Origin of the sequence: Kitasatospora sp. NPDC087271, assembly GCF_044744605.1 — a bacterium.
In the GTDB taxonomy this organism is placed as follows: Bacteria; Actinomycetota; Actinomycetes; order Streptomycetales; family Streptomycetaceae; genus Kitasatospora.
In genome coordinates this window covers 91,385-108,749 of the sequence record NZ_JBIUYQ010000008.1, presented here as the reverse complement: position 1 = coordinate 108,749, position 17,365 = coordinate 91,385, and the positions used below count along the sequence as shown (strand labels likewise).

12 protein-coding genes and 1 tRNA gene are annotated in these 17,365 nt (G+C 68.9%); 1 reads left to right on the top strand and 12 read right to left on the bottom strand.

What is annotated here, in order from left to right; all coding sequences use genetic code 11:
* Nucleotides 1–92: 92 nt before the first annotated feature.
* From ACIO9K_RS16055 to ACIO9K_RS16000, 12 genes are all read right to left on the bottom strand, one after another.
* A complete protein-coding gene (locus tag ACIO9K_RS16055) occupies nt 93–3,986 on the bottom strand; it encodes a DNA-directed RNA polymerase subunit beta' (protein WP_350877062.1) in 3,894 nt (1,297 codons plus the stop codon).
* 98 nt (nt 3,987–4,084) lie between these two features.
* Nucleotides 4,085–7,561, bottom strand: a complete 3,477-nt coding sequence (gene rpoB, locus ACIO9K_RS16050; RefSeq protein ID WP_350877059.1) for a DNA-directed RNA polymerase subunit beta — start codon at nt 7,559–7,561, stop codon at nt 4,085–4,087.
* A 722-nt stretch (nt 7,562–8,283) separates the two neighbouring features.
* Nucleotides 8,284–8,667 (bottom strand): 50S ribosomal protein L7/L12, encoded by a 384-nt coding sequence (rplL, locus tag ACIO9K_RS16045; RefSeq protein ID WP_208869184.1) that lies wholly within the window; start codon nt 8,665–8,667, stop codon nt 8,284–8,286.
* A gap of 84 nt (nt 8,668–8,751) precedes the next feature.
* On the bottom strand, nt 8,752–9,315 hold the full coding sequence (rplJ, locus tag ACIO9K_RS16040; RefSeq protein ID WP_063348937.1) for a 50S ribosomal protein L10: 564 nt from the start codon (nt 9,313–9,315) through the stop codon (nt 8,752–8,754).
* A 366-nt stretch (nt 9,316–9,681) separates the two neighbouring features.
* Complete coding sequence (locus ACIO9K_RS16035; protein ID WP_400330263.1) at nt 9,682–10,545, bottom strand: hypothetical protein; 864 nt, start codon at nt 10,543–10,545, stop codon at nt 9,682–9,684.
* Nucleotides 10,546–10,811: 266 nt separating this feature from the next.
* Nucleotides 10,812–11,624, bottom strand: a complete 813-nt coding sequence (locus ACIO9K_RS16030) for a hypothetical protein (protein WP_400330260.1) — start codon at nt 11,622–11,624, stop codon at nt 10,812–10,814.
* Between the two features lie 111 nt (nt 11,625–11,735).
* Nucleotides 11,736–12,521, bottom strand: a complete 786-nt coding sequence (locus tag ACIO9K_RS16025; RefSeq protein ID WP_363617951.1) for a hypothetical protein — start codon at nt 12,519–12,521, stop codon at nt 11,736–11,738.
* A gap of 171 nt (nt 12,522–12,692) precedes the next feature.
* Nucleotides 12,693–13,415, bottom strand: a complete 723-nt coding sequence (gene rplA / locus ACIO9K_RS16020) for a 50S ribosomal protein L1 (protein ID WP_363580057.1) — start codon at nt 13,413–13,415, stop codon at nt 12,693–12,695.
* A gap of 77 nt (nt 13,416–13,492) precedes the next feature.
* On the bottom strand, nt 13,493–13,927 hold the full coding sequence (gene rplK / locus ACIO9K_RS16015; protein WP_063348931.1) for a 50S ribosomal protein L11: 435 nt from the start codon (nt 13,925–13,927) through the stop codon (nt 13,493–13,495).
* 165 nt (nt 13,928–14,092) lie between these two features.
* Complete coding sequence (nusG, locus tag ACIO9K_RS16010; protein WP_400330256.1) at nt 14,093–14,974, bottom strand: transcription termination/antitermination protein NusG; 882 nt, start codon at nt 14,972–14,974, stop codon at nt 14,093–14,095.
* A 211-nt stretch (nt 14,975–15,185) separates the two neighbouring features.
* Nucleotides 15,186–15,545: a preprotein translocase subunit SecE gene (gene secE / locus ACIO9K_RS16005; protein WP_350877047.1), complete on the bottom strand. Its 360-nt coding sequence runs from the start codon at nt 15,543–15,545 to the stop codon at nt 15,186–15,188.
* 147 nt (nt 15,546–15,692) lie between these two features.
* A tRNA-Trp gene (locus tag ACIO9K_RS16000) sits at nt 15,693–15,765 on the bottom strand.
* Between the two features lie 284 nt (nt 15,766–16,049).
* On the opposite strand from ACIO9K_RS16000, the gene ACIO9K_RS15995 reads away from it, so the two are divergent.
* Nucleotides 16,050–17,297: a pyridoxal phosphate-dependent aminotransferase gene (locus ACIO9K_RS15995; RefSeq protein WP_363580053.1), complete on the top strand. Its 1,248-nt coding sequence runs from the start codon at nt 16,050–16,052 to the stop codon at nt 17,295–17,297.
* Nucleotides 17,298–17,365 lie beyond the last annotated feature (68 nt).

Sequence of the window (17,365 nt, the reverse complement as noted above, 5' to 3'; positions counted from 1 at the left end):
CCCCCGGACTCCGGCCCCCGGACCCCGCAGCGGGAACGCCGCAGGGCGGCCACCCCGCGAGGGGTGACCGCCCTGACAGCCGAACGTCGGACTCAGCCGGTGTACGGGCCGTAGTCGTAGTCGTCCAGCGGGACCGCCTGGCCGGAGCCGGCGCCGAAGGGCGACAGGTCGTAGTCGTCGTAGCCGACGGCCGAGTACATCGCGGCCTTGGCCTCCTCGGTCGGCTCGACCCGGATGTTGCGGTAGCGGGGCAGACCCGTACCGGCCGGGATGAGCTTACCGAGGATGACGTTCTCCTTGAGGCCCAGCAGCGGGTCCGACTTGGCGTGGATCGCCGCGTCGGTGAGGACCCGGGTCGTCTCCTGGAAGGAGGCGGCCGACAGCCAGGACTCGGTGGCCAGCGAGGCCTTGGTGATACCCATCAGCTGCGGACGGCCGGAGGCGGGGTGACCGCCCTCGGCGACCACGCGACGGTTCTCGGTCTCGAAGCGGCCGCGCTCGACGAGCTCGCCCGGGAGCAGCTCGGCGTCGCCCGACTCGATGATCGTCACGCGGCGGAGCATCTGCCGGATGATGATCTCGATGTGCTTGTCGTGGATCGACACACCCTGCGAGTTGTAGACCTTCTGGACCTCGGCGACCAGGTGGATCTGGACGGCACGCTGGCCCATGATGCGCAGGACGTCGTGCGGGTTGGTGGCACCCATGGTCAGCTTCTGGCCGACCTCGACCGCCTCGCCCTCGCTGACCAGCAGCTTCACACGCTTGGAGACGGGGTAGGCGATCTCGTCGCTGCCGTCGTCCGGGGTGATGACGAGCTTGCGGGTCTTCTCGGTGTCCTCGATCCGCGCCCGGCCGGTGGCCTCCGAGATCGGGGCCACACCCTTGGGGGTACGGGCCTCGAAGAGCTCGACGACACGCGGCAGACCCTGGGTGATGTCGTCACCGGCCACACCACCGGTGTGGAAGGTACGCATCGTCAGCTGGGTACCGGGCTCACCGATGGACTGGGCGGCGATGATGCCGACCGCCTCACCGATGTCGACCAGCTTGCCGGTGGCCAGCGAACGCCCGTAGCAGAAGGCGCAGGTGCCGACGGCCGACTCGCAGGTCAGGATCGAGCGGGTCTTGACCTCGCCGATGCCGTGGCGGATCAGCTCGTCGATCAGCACGTCACCGAGGTCGGTGTTGGCGGTGGCAAGGAGCTTGCCGTCCACCGTGATGTCCTCGGCGAGCATGCGGGCGTACACGCTGGTCTCGACGTCGTCGGCCTTGCGCAGCACGCCGTCCGCACCGACGGTGCCGATCGCCAGCTTCAGGCCGCGCTCGGTGCCGCAGTCCTCCTCGCGAATGATGACGTCCTGGGAGACGTCGACCAGACGACGGGTGAGGTAGCCGGAGTCGGCGGTACGGAGGGCGGTGTCCGCCAGACCCTTACGGGCACCGTGGGTGGAGATGAAGTACTCCAGCACGGTGAGACCCTCACGGAACGACGCCTTGATGGGTCGCGGGATGGTCTCGTTCTTGGCGTTCGACACCAGACCACGCATACCGGCGATCTGGCGCATCTGCATCATGTTTCCACGAGCACCCGAGTCGACCATCATGAAGATGGGGTTCGTCTTCGGGAAGTTCTCGTTCATGGCCTCGGCGACCTCGTTGGTCGCCTGGGTCCAGATGCCGATGAGCTCCTGCTTGCGCTCGTCGTTGGTGATCAGGCCGCGCTCGTACTGACGCTGGACCTTCTCCGCCTTCGCCTCGTAGCCCTCGAGGATCTGGGGCTTGTTCGGCGGGACGACGACGTCGGAGATCGAGACGGTGACACCCGAGCGGGTCGACCAGTGGAAACCGGCCGCCTTCAGGTTGTCCAGGGTCGCCGCGACGACGACCTTGGGGTAGCGCTCCGCCAGGTCGTTGACGATCGCGGAGAGCTGCTTCTTGCCCACCTCGTAGTCGACGAACGGGTAGTCCTCGGGCAGCAGCTCGTTGAAGAGCGCGCGGCCCAGGGTGGTGGTCAGGCGGAACGGCTCGCCGTCGAACCAGGCCGTCTGGCCCTCCTCGTCCACCGGCGGGGTCCAGCCGCGCGGCGGGACGGTGCCGGCCGGCAGGCGCAGCTCGATCGGGGCCTGGACGTCCAGCTCGCGGGCGTCGAAGGCCATGACGGCCTCGGCGGTCGAGGAGAAGGAACGGCCACCGCCCTTCACCGTCTCCCGGTCCGAGGTCAGGAAGAACAGGCCGAGCACCATGTCCTGGGTCGGCATGGTGACGGGGCGACCGTCGGCCGGCTTCAGGATGTTGTTCGAGGACAGCATCAGGATGCGGGCCTCGGCCTGCGCCTCCGCGGAGAGCGGCAGGTGGACGGCCATCTGGTCACCGTCGAAGTCCGCGTTGAACGCGGTGCAGACGAGCGGGTGGATCTGGATGGCCTTGCCCTCGACCAGCTGGGGCTCGAAGGCCTGGATGCCGAGGCGGTGCAGGGTGGGCGCACGGTTCAGCAGGACGGGGTGCTCGGCGATGACCTCTTCGAGCACGTCCCACACGACCGGGCGGGCACGCTCGACCATGCGCTTGGCCGACTTGATGTTCTGCGCGTGGTTCAGGTCGACCAGGCGCTTCATCACGAACGGCTTGAAGAGCTCCAGCGCCATGGCCTTGGGCAGACCGCACTGGTGCAGCTTGAGCTGCGGGCCGACGACGATGACCGAACGGGCCGAGTAGTCGACGCGCTTGCCGAGCAGGTTCTGGCGGAAACGGCCCTGCTTGCCCTTCAGCATGTCGCTGAGGGACTTCAGCGGGCGGTTGCCCGGGCCGGTGACCGGACGGCCGCGACGGCCGTTGTCGAACAGGGCGTCGACGGCCTCCTGGAGCATGCGCTTCTCGTTGTTCACGATGATCTCGGGCGCGCCGAGGTCGAGAAGCCGCTTCAGGCGGTTGTTGCGGTTGATCACGCGGCGGTACAGGTCGTTCAGGTCGGAGGTCGCGAAGCGGCCACCGTCCAGCTGCACCATCGGACGCAGGTCCGGCGGGATGACCGGGACGCAGTCCAGCACCATGCCGTTGGGCTTGTTGGTGGTCTGCAGGAACGCGGAGACGACCTTGAGGCGCTTCAGCGCACGGGTCTTCTTCTGGCCCTTGCCGGTGCGGATGATCTCGCGCAGGCGCTCGGACTCCTCCGCCAGGTCGAAGGTCTCGAGGCGGTCCTTGAGGGCCGCCGCGCCCATCGAGCCGGAGAAGTAGGTGCCGAAGCGGTCGCGCAGCTCGCGGTAGAGCAGCTCGTCGCCCTCGAGGTCCTGGACCTTGAGGTTCTTGAAGCGGGCCCACACCTCGTCGAGGCGGTCGAGCTCGCGCTGCGCGCGGTCGCGCAGCTGCTTCATCTCGCGCTCGGCGCCCTCGCGCACCTTGCGGCGCACGTCGGCCTTGGCGCCCTCGGCCTCCAGCTCGGCCAGGTCGGTCTCGGCCTTCTTGGCACGGGCCTCGAGGTCGGAGTCGCGGCGGTTCTCGATCTGCTGGCGCTCGACCGAGACGTGCGCCTCCAGGGACGGCAGGTCGCGCTGGCGGCGCTCGTCGTCGACCCAGGTGATCATGTAGGCGGCGAAGTAGATGACCTTCTCGAGGTCCTTCGGCGCCAGGTCGAGCAGGTAGCCCAGGCGGGACGGCACGCCCTTGAAGTACCAGATGTGGGTGACCGGGGCGGCCAGCTCGATGTGGCCCATCCGCTCACGGCGCACCTTGGCGCGGGTCACCTCGACGCCGCAGCGCTCACAGATGATGCCCTTGAAGCGGACTCGCTTGTACTTACCGCAGTAGCACTCCCAGTCCCGGGTGGGGCCGAAGATCTTCTCGCAGAAGAGTCCGTCCTTTTCGGGCTTCAGGGTGCGGTAGTTGATGGTCTCCGGCTTCTTGACCTCGCCGTGCGACCACTGGCGGATGTCGTCGGCGGTGGCCAGGCCGATGCGGAGCTCGTCGAAGAAGTTGACGTCAAGCACTGGTCGTCAAGCCCTCTTTCGTAAGTCGAGAGTCGTTCATGTGGTCTGAGGGGGGCCTGGGGGCGGGCCGGCTGCTCGGGCAGCCGGCCCAACCTCCGTCAGACCTCTTCGACGCTGCTCGGCTCGCGCCGGGACAGGTCAATGCCGAGCTCCTCGGCGGCGCGGAACACGTCCTCGTCGGAGTCCCGCATCTCGATGGACTGGCCGTCCGAGGACAGCACCTCCACGTTGAGGCAGAGCGACTGCATTTCCTTGATGAGGACCTTGAAGGACTCGGGAATGCCGGGCTCGGGGATGTTCTCGCCCTTGACGATGGCCTCGTAGACCTTCACGCGGCCGAGGACGTCGTCGGACTTGATGGTGAGCAGCTCCTGCAGCGCGTAAGCAGCGCCGTACGCCTCAAGGGCCCACACCTCCATCTCACCGAAGCGCTGACCACCGAACTGCGCCTTACCACCGAGCGGCTGCTGGGTGATCATCGAGTACGGACCGGTCGAACGGGCGTGCAGCTTGTCGTCGACCAGGTGGTGCAGCTTGAGGATGTACATGTAGCCGACCGAGACCGGCATCGGGAACGGCTCGCCGGAGCGGCCGTCGAACAGCCGGGCCTTGCCGGTGGAGTTCACCAGGCGCTCACCGTCACGGGTGAGGGTGGTGTTGTCCAGCAGGCCGGTGATCTCGTCCTCGCGGGCGCCGTCGAAGACCGGGGTGGCGAGGTTGGTGCCGCCCTGGACGGTGTCGGCGCCGATCGCCTGGAGGCGCTGGGCCCACTCGTCGGCGAGGCCGGAGACGTCCCAGCCCTGCTTGGCGAGCCACCCGAGGTGGATCTCCAGGACCTGTCCCGGGTTCATTCGGGACGGGACGCCCAGCGGGTTGAGGATGATGTCGACCGGGGTGCCGTCCTCCAGGAACGGCATGTCCTCGACCGGCAGGATCTTCGAGATGACGCCCTTGTTGCCGTGACGGCCGGCGAGCTTGTCACCGTTGGTGATCTTGCGCTTCTGGGCCACGTAGACGCGGACCAGCTGGTTCACGCCCGGGGGCAGCTCGTCGCCCTCTTCGCGGTCGAAGACGCGGACGCCGATGACCTTGCCGGACTCACCGTGCGGCACCTTCAGCGAGGTGTCGCGGACCTCACGGGCCTTCTCACCGAAGATCGCGCGGAGCAGGCGCTCCTCCGGGGTCAGCTCGGTCTCGCCCTTGGGCGTGACCTTGCCGACCAGGATGTCGCCGGTGACGACGTCGGCGCCGATGCGGATGATGCCGCGCTCGTCGAGGTCGGCGAGGACCTCCTCGGAGACGTTCGGGATGTCCCGGGTGATCTCCTCGGGGCCGAGCTTGGTGTCACGGGCGTCGACCTCGTGCTCCTCGATGTGGATCGAGGAGAGGACGTCGTCCTGCACGAGGCGCTGCGACAGGATGATCGCGTCCTCGTAGTTGTGACCCTCCCACGACATGAACGCCACGAGCAGGTTCTTGCCGAGGGCCATCTCGCCCTCGTCGGTGCACGGGCCGTCGGCCAGCACCTGGCCGGACTCGACCCGGGCGCCCTCGTCCACGAGCACCTTCTGGTTGAAGGCGGTGCCCTGGTTGGAGCGGGTGAACTTGGCGGCGCGGTACGTGGTGTACGTGCCGTCGTCGTTGGCGACGGTGACGTAGTCGGCCGAGACCTCCTGGACGACACCGGCCTTCTCGGCGGTGATGACGTCCGCGGCGTCGACGGCGCAGCGGTACTCCATGCCGGTACCGACCAGCGGAGCCTCGCTCTTCAGCAGCGGCACCGCCTGGCGCATCATGTTCGAGCCCATGAGCGCGCGGTTGGCGTCGTCGTGCTCGAGGAACGGGATCATGGCGGTCGCGACCGACACCATCTGGCGCGGCGAGACGTCCATGTAGTCGATCTCGGTGCCCGGGATGTAGTCGATCTCGCCGCCACGGCGGCGGACCAGGACACGCGGCTCGGCGAAGGTCAGCTCCGTCGTCAGCGGGGCGTTGGCCTGCGCGATGACGTAGCGGTCCTCCTCGTCGGCCGTGAGGTAGTCGACCTGCTCCGTGACGACACCCTCGATGACCTTGCGGTACGGGGTCTCGATGAAGCCGAAGGCGTTGACCCGGCCGTACGAGGCCAGCGACCCGATCAGACCGATGTTCGGGCCTTCGGGGGTCTCGATCGGACACATGCGCCCGTAGTGCGAGGGGTGCACGTCACGGACCTCGAAGCCGGCGCGCTCACGGGAGAGACCACCGGGGCCGAGGGCGGACAGACGGCGCTTGTGGGTCAGGCCCGACAGCGGGTTCGTCTGGTCCATGAACTGCGACAGCTGGCTGGTGCCGAAGAACTCCTTGATGGAGGCGACGACCGGCCGGATGTTGATCAGGGTCTGCGGCGTGATCGCCTCGACGTCCTGGGTGGTCATGCGCTCGCGCACGACGCGCTCCATACGGGCGAGACCCGTACGGACCTGGTTCTGGATGAGCTCGCCGACGTTGCGCAGGCGACGGTTGCCGAAGTGGTCGATGTCGTCGACCTCGACCACGATGTCGCGACCGGTCTGGTCGTTCCACTCGGTCTCACCGGCGTGCAGCTTCACCAGGTACTTGATCGCACCGATGATGTCGGGCTCGGTGAGCACGCCGGAGTCCAGCGACTCGGCGTTGCCCAGCTTCCGGTTGACCTTGTAGCGGCCCACCTTGGCGAGGTCGTAGCGCTTCGGGTTGAAGTACAGGTTCTCCAGAAGCGTCTGCGCGGCCTCGCGCGTCGGCGGCTCGCCAGGACGCAGCTTGCGGTAGATGTCCAGCAGCGCGTCGTCCTGGCCCTGGGTGTGGTCCTTCTCCAGGGTGTTGCGCATGGACTCGTACTCGCCGAACTCCTCGAGAATCATCTCGTTGGTCCAGCCGAGCGCCTTGAGCAGCACGGTGACGGACTGCTTGCGCTTACGGTCGATGCGGACGCCGACCATGTCGCGCTTGTCGATCTCCATCTCCAGCCAGGCACCACGCGAGGGGATGACCTTGCAGGAGTAGATGTCCTTGTCGGACACCTTGTCCAGGGTGGAGTCGAAGTACACGCCCGGGGAGCGGACCAGCTGCGACACGACGACACGCTCGGTGCCGTTGATCACGAACGTGCCCTTGTGGGTCATGAGCGGGAAGTCGCCCATGAAGACCGTCTGAGACTTGATCTCACCGGTCTCGTTGTTGGTGAACTCGGCCGTGACGAAGAGCGGAGCCGCGAACGTGAAGTCGCGGTCCTTGCACTCGTCAATCGAGTTCTTCGGCGGCTCGAAACGGTGGTCGCGGAAGGTCAGCGACATCGACCCACTGAAGTCCTCGATCGGGGAGATCTCCTCGAAGATCTCCTCCAGACCGGACTTGGTGGGGACGTCCTGACCGTTCTCCAACGCCGCCTCGACCCGGGACTTCCAGGCCGCATTGCCGAGCAGCCAGTCAAAGCTCTCGGTCTGCAGGGCCAGGAGGTTGGGGACCTCGAGGGGCTCCTTGATCTTCGCGAAGGAGACGCGGAGCGGGGCGGTGGATGCGGCGGAATTGTTCGAGGCGTTGCGCGGCGCGGCCAAGAGGGGGGTCCTTCCGAGGGCTCGGAGCTCACTACGCGCGTACCAGCCGGGCCTTCACGGGCTTGGTCCCGCCTCCCTCGCCACTGGCCTCCGCCGGGATCGAGATCCCAGGTCAGAGCCGCTTTGCGGAGGCGATGCCAGACCCCTTCAGGGCAACGCAGACTCCGGGCGACGAGTCACGGAGCAGCTAACAGGCAGCGCAAAGGGACAGTGTAGCCAAAGGGCACACTGCTGTCCAGCTCTGATTCGGAAACCGAATCGGAGACTCCTCCCGGTAGCCGGCGGACGCGAACGCCCACCGGGTACTGCACCGGCCCGGGCACTGCCCGGGCCCCATAACTCACGTGGAGTCATTTCCCGCCTGAGCCACTGGTTATGCATCCAGGGGCAAACCAACCGGGCGGACTCGCGCCTTGAGAATCGCGCGCCTCGCCGGGTTCGTCAAGGGCCCGCAGGCGGTGCGGACCTCGACCCGTCCATCGGCCGGACGCCCCCCGGCGTTACAGAAGCCGTGGTGGGGGCCACAGTCGATGACGGTGATCACCATACCCGTCCGCACCGACGCTGCCGAGTGGGCTCTCGGCCACACCGGCGCATCCCGGCCGCGGACCGGCCCTGGGGCCGCCCCAGGGCCGCTCAGGGCCGGAAACGCGAAAAAGCCGGGCCGACCACCCACAAGGGTGATCGGCCCGGCTTCAGGCCCCCTCAGAGGGGGCGAGAAGTCACTTGACGGTGACCTTGGCGCCGGCACCCTCGAGGGCGGCCTTGGCCTTCTCGGCAACGTCCTTGGCAACCTTCTCCAGGACCTTGGCACCAGCGGTGTCAACGAGGTCCTTGGCCTCCTTCAGGCCGAGGGAGGTCAGGGTGCGCACCTCCTTGATGACCTGGATCTTCTTGTCGCCGGCACCATCGAGGATGACGTCGAACTCGTCCTGCTCCTCGACGGCCTCAACGGCGGCCGGGCCACCGGCGGCGGCAACGGCGACCGGGGCGGCGGCGGTGACGTCGAACTTCTCCTCGAAGGCCTTCACGAAGCCAGCGAGCTCGATGAGGGTGAGGTCCTCGAACTGCGCGAGCAGCTCGTCCTGGGACAGCTTCGCCATGATGGCGTCCTTCCACTAAATCGGCAGGTGATGCCGTATGTACGGGTGGGGCGGGCACGGGCCCGCAGCGAGGCGTGAGCCTGCCGATTACTCGGCGGCGGCGTCCTCGGCGGCGGGAGCCGGCGTACCGGCACCGCCCTGCTCGACCTTGTCGCGCAGCGCGTCCACAGTGCGGACGAGCTTCGACGGCAGGGCCTGGAAGAGCGCGGCAGCCTGGGACTGCTTGGCCTTCAGGGCACCCGCCAGCTTGGCGAGCAGCACCTCGCGGGACTCGAGGTCCGCGAGCTTCTTGATCTCATCGGCGGACAGCGCCTTACCGTCAAGGACACCGCCCTTGATGATGAGAGCGGGGTTCTCCTTGGCGAAGTCACGCAGAGCCTTCGCCGACTCCACCGGGTCACCGGTGACGAAGGCGACAGCCGTCGGACCGTTGAACAGGTCGTCGAGCTCCGAAATCCCGGCCTCGTTGGCCGCGATCTTGGTCAGCGTGTTCTTCACCACGGCGTACTCGGCGTTCTCGCCGAGCGAGCGACGCAGGGTCTTGACCTGCTTCACCGAGAGACCGCGGTACTCGGTCAGCAGCGCCGCGGAGGAGCCACGGAACTTGTCCGTGATCTCGGCGACGGCAGCAGCCTTGTCGGGCCTTGCCATAGGCTTACGCCTCCTTCCGTGATGTCGAAATCCGGCCGACCGCGAAAGTCGACCATTCACGCCTCGAACCAACCGGACGGAAGGAAAGCCTGCGGAAAAGCAGATGAGCCCCGGTGCGCAGGGCGCACGGGGCTCGAAACGACCTCAACGGATGTTCGCGCGAACGCGGACCCGGAAGTCGAAGCTCCAGACACACCTGCGCGGGCTGCCTGCGACGAAGCGCAGATCCTTCGGCCACCGAATCCCTCGCGAGAACGGTGACAACCAGCGGTCTTTGGCTTCGGTAACAGTAACCGGACTCGGCCGTCCGGGGCAAATCGCCCCTGAACGGCCGATCCCCGCCGGGCCGGCCGCGCCGGACGGGGCTCAGCGGGCCAGTGGGGAGACCGTCCGGGGCCCGGTGTCCACGGTGTCCGCCTCGGCCGGGGCCTGCACCGAGAGCAGGGCGCCGGCGAAGTCGGAGTAGAGGATCGAGTCGTCCGCCCGGCCGCTGTCACCGCTGCCGGTGCGCTGGAGCCGGACCAGCTGGTCCTTGTCGTTGAGCCAGAGGTCCACGGTGAGCGAGATCGAGCCGCCGGGGGCCAGCGCGGCCCGCAGGCCGTCCCGGCGGGCCTGGGTCAGCTGGGTCTGGGCGGCGGCGTAGCGCTCGGCGGTGGTGGTGATCCGGTAGTGCTCGACCGTCGAGTCGTCGAACTTCTCCTCACCCACGAACCGCGGGTCCACCCCGTCGGCGGTGGCGGCGGCCAGCGCCTCGACCGGGTTCAGCAGGTCGATCAGCCCCGCGTACGGGACCTCCCGGTGGCCGTCCGGGTCCGGCGGGACGGAGAAGCGCTCCCAGTGCCGGCCGCCCTGGCGGGCCGCGGTGGCGGCGTCACCGCCCTGGTAGGCGACGGTGTCCACGACGATCAGCTGCTCGGCGTCGGCCGGAGTGGAGCGCTTGATCTGGAGCGCCGTCTTGGGCTGCCAGAACAGCGGCCCGGCCCCGGCGTCCGCTCCCAGCCGGTAGCTGACCTTGGCCCGGCGGGCGGTCTGCATGGCCAGCTGGGCGGAGACCAGGACGCCGTGCGGCGAGCGGTCGCTGGGCTTGGCCGCCTCGGTCGACGCGGAGCTGGTCGGGGTCGGGCTGCCGGAGGGCACGGCCGGCGTGCCGCCACCCCCGCCGCATCCGGCCAGCCCGCTCGCCAGCAGGACGACCGCGGCCAGCGCCGCCAACCGCCGTCGTCCCGCCATCGTCTGGTCCCCTCTCGCCCGGGCGCCGCGTCGGCGGCTTTCGTTCCGGCCACCTTGCCACCCTGCCCCGGATCAGCCGGTGGCGCCCCCCTTGCCCAGCTTCGCCAGCTCGGCCAGTTCCACCGTGTCGGCCGCCTCCGGCACCGCAGTGGTGACCGGCGTGCCGTAGTCCGAGTAGAGGACGGTGGACTTGCCGTGCTGCGCCCCGGGGGCAGCCGTTCGGTACGGAGGGAGCCGTGTCGGCTCCGGTGCGCGGGCTCGGCGGATCAGCCGAGCAGTTTGAGGAGGTCGGTCTCGCTGCCGAGGTCGGTGGCGGCGGGGGCGTCGATCTTCGCGGCCTTGCCGAGGTCCGCGTACTTGACGGTGACGGCGTCGTGCTCGCCGTTCTTGTCGCCGTACTCCTGGTACTGGACGAGTTCCTGCCGGCCGTTGAGCCAGAAGTCGATGGTGAGGGTCCTGCCGTCCTGTTCCAGGGACTTCTGGACGGCCGTGCGCTGGTCGGCCGTGAGCGCCGGCATGCCGGCCACCATGGCGGAGGCCTCCTCGACCACCCGCAGGTGGGTGACCTGGACGCCGTCGAGGCTCTCCTGGCCGACCTTGGCGGGCTTGCCGCTCTGCGCGGCGAGCCCGAGCTGGGCGACCGGGTCGAGCAGCTGGCTCATCAGCAGGACGCCGTCGCCGAGTTCGTTCGAGGCGGGCAGCTTGATCCAGTGCTTGCCGCCCATGGCGGCGGCCTCGGTGTCGCCGCCGCCGAGGTAGCCGTCGGTCCCGATCACCCGGAACCGGATCTTCTTGGTCTCCACCTCGCCCGTCAGGTCGACGGCCGTCCGGTTCGGGTCCTTCCAGTCGGCGTCGCCGCTGCCCGCGGTGTGGGTCGAGCCGTCCGGGGAGACCATGGTGACCTTGCCGTTGCCGGCCTTCTGCATCACCAGGGCGGAGGCGGCCAGCGCGGCCTTGGGGTCTCCGGCCGGCGCCGCGTCGCCGCCCTTGGCGTCGCCGCCCTTGCTGCCGCAGGCGGTGGCGGCACCGAGCAGCACGGCCGCGGTGACGACGGTCGAGGCGAGGCGCGCAGCGCGCATGGAGTCCCCCGTGAGATCCGAACGATCCGATGAAGAACCGATTTTCGGCTTCTTCTCACGCGGACTCTAACGGATCGCCAGATGTCCCACGCGCCGGACAGCCCCCTCCCGTCACCCGGCTTCGGCAGGGGGCGCGTCGCCTTCTCCGGGGGTCGAGACATCCGTCGTGGTCACCGTGGTGCCGTCGCTCCCCCGGGCCGTCTCACGCAGTCTCAGCAGCCGCTCGCCGGGCCCGACCCAGACGTCGTAACCGATCGCCGTCACCCCCCGCCGGCGGTACCAGTCGACCACCGCGGCGAGTCGCGCGGGGGTCAACTCCTGGTCCGCGCCGAAGTATTCGGCCACCGGCGTGGTGCCCTGGTAGTGCGCCACGGTCATCCCGGCCAGCTGTTCGCCGCCGAGCGAGCCGAGCTTCCCGGTCTGCGCGATCTCGTACGCGCGGCTGCCCGGGTTGGTGACCAGGGCGGTCATCCAGCCACCCGCGTAGCCGCCCGGGCCGGTGGTCGCCCGCGGATCGAGCGACTCGGCGCCGTCCCGGTCCGCGTGCTTGGGCGGGGCGCCCTGGTAGCTGAGGTCGAGTGCACCGTCCCTCAGGGTCAGCTGCCCGGTGCCCTGCTCGTCGGTGACGGTCAGGGCGCCCTCGTCCCGGGTGCCCCAGGTCAGGGTGCCGCTCGCGGTGCGGCGGCCGGCCGGGCCCTCCTCGACCACGTCGATCCGGGCGCCGCCGGCGTCGTCCAGCGCCTGGGCGGCGGCGAGCACCACCTGGCGGGGAGGTACGGGCGCGGGGTCGCCGTCGGGGGTGCGGGTTCCCGGGGCGGCCAGCAGGCTGCACCCGGTGGTGGCACCGATCAGCAGCAGGGTGGCCACCGCGACGGCGGGGCGAAGGGTGGGCGGCACGGCACGCTCCGACGGTCACACGTTCTGCACATGATCTGACCGGCAGAGCGTACGACGCTTCGGGCAACCGTTCCCATCCACCCCTGTCCCGATCCGGAAACGACTGCGGGCCCGCACCCCCGGTGAAGGGGGTACGGGCCCGCTGTACGGACTGCTTCAGAGCCGATCGGCTCAGACCGCGGCCGGGTCCTCTTCGACGAAGAGGTTGCGGGTGCGGTTCGGGTCCACGGGGATGCCGGGGCCGATCGTGGTGCTGATGGCGGTCTTCTTGATGTAGCGGCCCTTGGCGGCGGACGGCTTGGCGCGGAGCACCTCGTCCAGCGCGGCGGCGTAGTTCTCGACCAGCTGCTCGTCGGTGAAGGAGGCCTTACCGATGATGAAGTGCAGGTTCGAGTGCTTGTCGACGCGGAACTCGATCTTGCCGCCCTTGATGTCGTTGACAGCCTTGGCGACGTCCGGGGTCACGGTGCCGGTCTTCGGGTTCGGCATCAGACCACGGGGACCGAGCACGCGGCCGAGGCGGCCGACCTTGCCCATGAGGTCCGGGGTGGCGACGACGGCGTCGAAGTCCAGACGGCCCTTGGCGACCTCGTCGATCAGCTCGTCGGAGCCGACGATGTCGGCGCCCGCAGCACGCGCGGCCTCGGCACGGTCACCGGTCGCGAAGACCAGGACCCGAGCGGTCTTACCGGTGCCGTGCGGGAGGATCACGGTGCTGCGGACCATCTGGTCGGCCTTGCGCGGGTCGACGCCCAGACGCATGGCGACCTCGACGGTGCCGTCGAACTTGGTGGTGCTGGTGGCCTTGGCGAGGCGGATGGCCTCGAGGGGGGCGTAGAGGCGGTCGCGGTCGACCTGAGCGTCCGCGGCCTTCAGAGCCTTGCTGCGCTTCACTGCTGCTCCTGAATGGTGATGGGAGTCGTGGTATCACGGGCCTGCGCAGGCCCTACCACAGGGACGAAAAGAGCTGGTCAGCCCTCGACGGTGATGCCCATCGACCGGGCGGTGCCGGCGATGATCTTCTCCGCCGCGTCCAGGTCGTTGGCGTTCAGGTCGGGCATCTTGGTGGTCGCGATGTCGCGGACCTGGGCGCTGGTGAGCTTGGCGACCTTGGTCTTGTGCGGCTCGCTGGAGCCCTTGTCCACACCGGCGGCCTTCAGGATGAGGCGCGCGGCCGGCGGCGTCTTCGTGATGAAGGTGAAGGAACGGTCGTCGTAGACCGTGATCTCCACCGGCACGATCATGCCGCGCTGCGACTCGGTCGCAGCGTTGTAGGCCTTGCAGAACTCCATGATGTTGACGCCGTGCTGGCCCAGCGCGGGGCCGACCGGCGGCGCCGGGTTGGCCGCACCGGCGTTGATCTGGAGCTTGATAAGCCCCGTGACCTTCTTCTTCTTGGGAGGCATGTCTCTCCGGGTCCTTCCGAGAGGTGAGTGCTGGTGTGTGCGGAACCGGGGCGACACCCGGCCGCCAACACACACATCGAACCAGGCTAACGCCTTAGCGCCGCTGGACCAAAACGGATCCGGGGCAGGGCCCTCGGCCCCGCCCCGGATCCGAAGACCGTGGGACTAGTTCTTCTGGATCTGGTCGAAGGAGAGCTCGACCGGGGTCTCCCGGCCGAAGATCTCGACCAGGCCCTTGACCTTCTTCGAGTCGGGGTTGATCTCGTTGATGGTCGCCTGCAGCGTCGCGAACGGACCGTCGGTGACGGTGACCGAGTCGCCGACCTCGAAGTCCAGCACCTGGATCTCGCTCGGCTTGATCGGCGAGGGCTTGCCGGCCTCCTTGGCCGCCTGGCGCTCGACGTCCGGGGCGAGCATCTTGACGACCTCGTCCAGGGTCAGCGGGTACGGGTCGTAGGCGTTGCCGACGAAGCCGGTGACACCGGGGGTGTTGCGCACGACGCCCCAGGACTCGGGGGTGAGGTCCATGCGCACCAGGACGTAGCCGGGGAGCTTGTTCTGGCGGATGGTCTTGCGGTCGCCGTTCTTGATCTGGACGACCTCCTCCTGCGGCACCTCGGCCTGGAAGATGTACTCCTCGACGTTCAGCGAGACGGCGCGCTGCTCCAGGTTCTGCTTCACCCGGTTCTCGTAGCCGGCGTAGGTGTGGATCACGTACCACTCGCCCGGCATGAAGCGCAGGTCCTCGCGGAACTTGGCGACCGGGTCGACCTCGACGGCCTCCTCAGCCTCGGCCTCCTCGGCGTCGGCCTCGGTCTCCTCGGCGGCGGGCTCCACGTCGTCCTCCACGTGCAGCGCCGCCTCCTCGGCGGGCTCGCCGGCCTCGGCCTCGTCGTGCGCGTCGACCTCGTCCTCGTCGCCGTCCACGGCGTCAACGATCTGCTCGGCGGACTCGGCTTCGTCAGCCAGCTCGGCCGCGTCCAGCTCGGCGGCGACATCCGCCTCGCGGACGGTCTCGTCGGCGTCGTACAGGGGGGACTCAGACACGGTGGCTGCTTCTTTCCTGGAGATGGTGAAGGTGGCGCGCTCCGGGGCCGGCTCCGGCGGGCTGCCGCTCGCGCGGGCGCCAGGAGAGGACTCGGAGACTTCAACAGTACCGAGTCCACGGTAGCGGCCGCGTACGTCCGGCGCAGACAGCACGACCCGGGCCGATGATTCGGCCCGGGTCGGGAGACTGCTACGGAGTGGGACGGCCAGGTCAGCCGAAGACCAGGAGGCTCAGCTTGGAGAGGCCGTAGTCGAGGCCGGCCACGAAGCCCATCACGACCACCACGAACACGACGACGACGGTCGTGTACTGGGTGAGCTCGCTGCGGGTGGGCCAGACGACCTTGCGCAGTTCGGCGATGATCTGGCGGTAGAACAGGCCGATTCGGGCGAACGGGCCCATCTTGCCGCGCTTGCCGGACTTCTTGTCACCGGCGCGGGCGGCGCGCTTGCGCTCGCGGCGCGAGAGCGACTTCTCCTCGCCCTCGGCGGGCGTGGTGTCGGCAGCGCCGTCGGCCCCCTCGGGGTTGCCGCTCTCAGGCGTTGCGGTGGAGCCCGTGGTCTCCGTCACTCGTCCTCACCTGAATCCGGGTCCGGCCGAGCGGCTCGCGCCCGATGGGGCACGAACGGCCGGCTACAAGCGGTGCTGATTCGGCGCCCTCTCCGCATCAAGCCCGCTCGCTCTGTGGAGCGAACGGGCTGAAAACGGATCAAGCAGCAGGGCAAGAGGGACTTGAACCCCCAACCGCCGGTTTTGGAGACCGGTGCTCTACCAATTGAGCTATTGCCCTACGGGGTCTCGCGACTCCGTAGCGACCAACCTACCGCATCTCCCCCGGCTGTCTGCACAGCTGGTGAAGCTCCGGTTCTTTTTCGGCGGGCCGTCGAGCAGTGAGCATACGTGGTCGAGGGGTGTTTGGTCGAACCTCTTCTTCCGGGAGCACCGGTTGTCCGGCATATGTCCGGCATGCCCGCATGATCACCGACGGATCGACGGGCGCCGCCATGTGGACGGTCCGGTACGGATGGTGAAACCGCGATGCCCGGTCCGTCCCGGTTCTGCGACGATGCAGGCATGAGCGCTTCCACCCCGCAGCCCGACCGTTCCATCCGCCCCGCCGACCGCCGGGTCTCCGCCCGGGTCGGCGCGATCGCCGAGTCCGCGACCCTCGCCGTGGACGCCAAGGCCAAGGCCCTCAAGGCGGCCGGCCGTCCGGTGATCGGCTTCGGAGCCGGCGAGCCCGACTTCCCCACCCCGGACTACATCGTCGAGGCGGCCGTCGAGGCCTGCCGCGACCCGAAGAACCACCGCTACACCCCGGCGGGTGGCCTGCCCGAGCTGAAGTCCGCGATCGCCGCCAAGACGCTGCGCGACTCCGGCTACGAGGTGGACGCCTCCCAGGTGCTGGTCACCAACGGCGGCAAGCAGGCGATCTACGAGGCGTTCGCCGCGATCCTGGACCCGGGCGACGAGGTCATCGTCCCGGCCCCGTACTGGACCACCTACCCGGAGTCGGTCCAGCTCGCCGGCGGCGTCCCGGTGGAGGTCGTGACCGACGAGACCACCGGTTACAAGGTCTCGGTCGAGCAGTTGGAGGCCGCCCGCACCGAGAACACCAAGGTGGTGCTCTTCGTCTCGCCGTCCAACCCGACCGGCGCGGTGTACACCGAGGCCGAGGCCGAGGCGATCGGCCGCTGGGCGCTGGAGCACGGCCTCTGGGTGCTCACCGACGAGATCTACGAGCACCTGGTGTACGGCGACGCCTCCTTCACCTCGCTGCCGGCCCTGCTGCCCGAGCTGGCCGACAAGTGCGTCGTGGTCAACGGCGTCGCCAAGACCTACGCGATGACCGGCTGGCGGGTGGGCTGGGTGATCGGCCCCAAGGACGTCATCAAGGCCGCGACCAACCTGCAGTCGCACGCCACCTCGAACGTCTCCAACGTCGCCCAGCGCGCCGCGATCGCCGCCGTCAGCGGCGACCTGGCCGCGGTGCACGAGATGCGCACCGCCTTCGACCGCCGCCGCAAGACCATCGTGCGGATGCTCAACGAGATCGAGGGCGTGTACTGCCCCGAGCCGGAGGGCGCGTTCTACGTGTACCCGTCCGTCAAGGGCCTGCTGGGCAAGGAGATCCGCGGCCGGCGCCCGGAGAGCTCCGGCGAGCTGGCCTCGCTGATCCTGGACGAGGCCGAGGTCGCGGCCGTCCCGGGCGAGGCCTTCGGCACCCCCGGCTACCTGCGGTTCTCCTACGCGCTCGGCGACGCCGACCTGGCCGAGGGCATCGGCCGGCTGCAGAAGCTGCTCGGCGAGGCCCGCGACTGACACCCGTCGGCGCCCGCTGACGCCCGCTGACACCCGCGCTTCACGTCGGGTACCGCCCTCTTTCACCC

Excerpts from the sequence above, each read along its gene's own strand:
- ACIO9K_RS16035 (WP_400330263.1), bottom strand. The coding sequence starts at position 10,545 with ATGGCGGGACGACGGCGGTTGGCGGCGCTGGCCGCGGTCGTCCTGCTG.
- rplK (WP_063348931.1), bottom strand. The coding sequence starts at position 13,927 with ATGCCTCCCAAGAAGAAGAAGGTCACGGGGCTTATCAAGCTCCAGATC.
- ACIO9K_RS15995 (WP_363580053.1), top strand. The coding sequence starts at position 16,050 with ATGAGCGCTTCCACCCCGCAGCCCGACCGTTCCATCCGCCCCGCCGAC.
- rplJ (WP_063348937.1), bottom strand. The coding sequence starts at position 9,315 with ATGGCAAGGCCCGACAAGGCTGCTGCCGTCGCCGAGATCACGGACAAG.
- ACIO9K_RS16030 (WP_400330260.1), bottom strand. The coding sequence starts at position 11,624 with ATGCGCGCTGCGCGCCTCGCCTCGACCGTCGTCACCGCGGCCGTGCTG.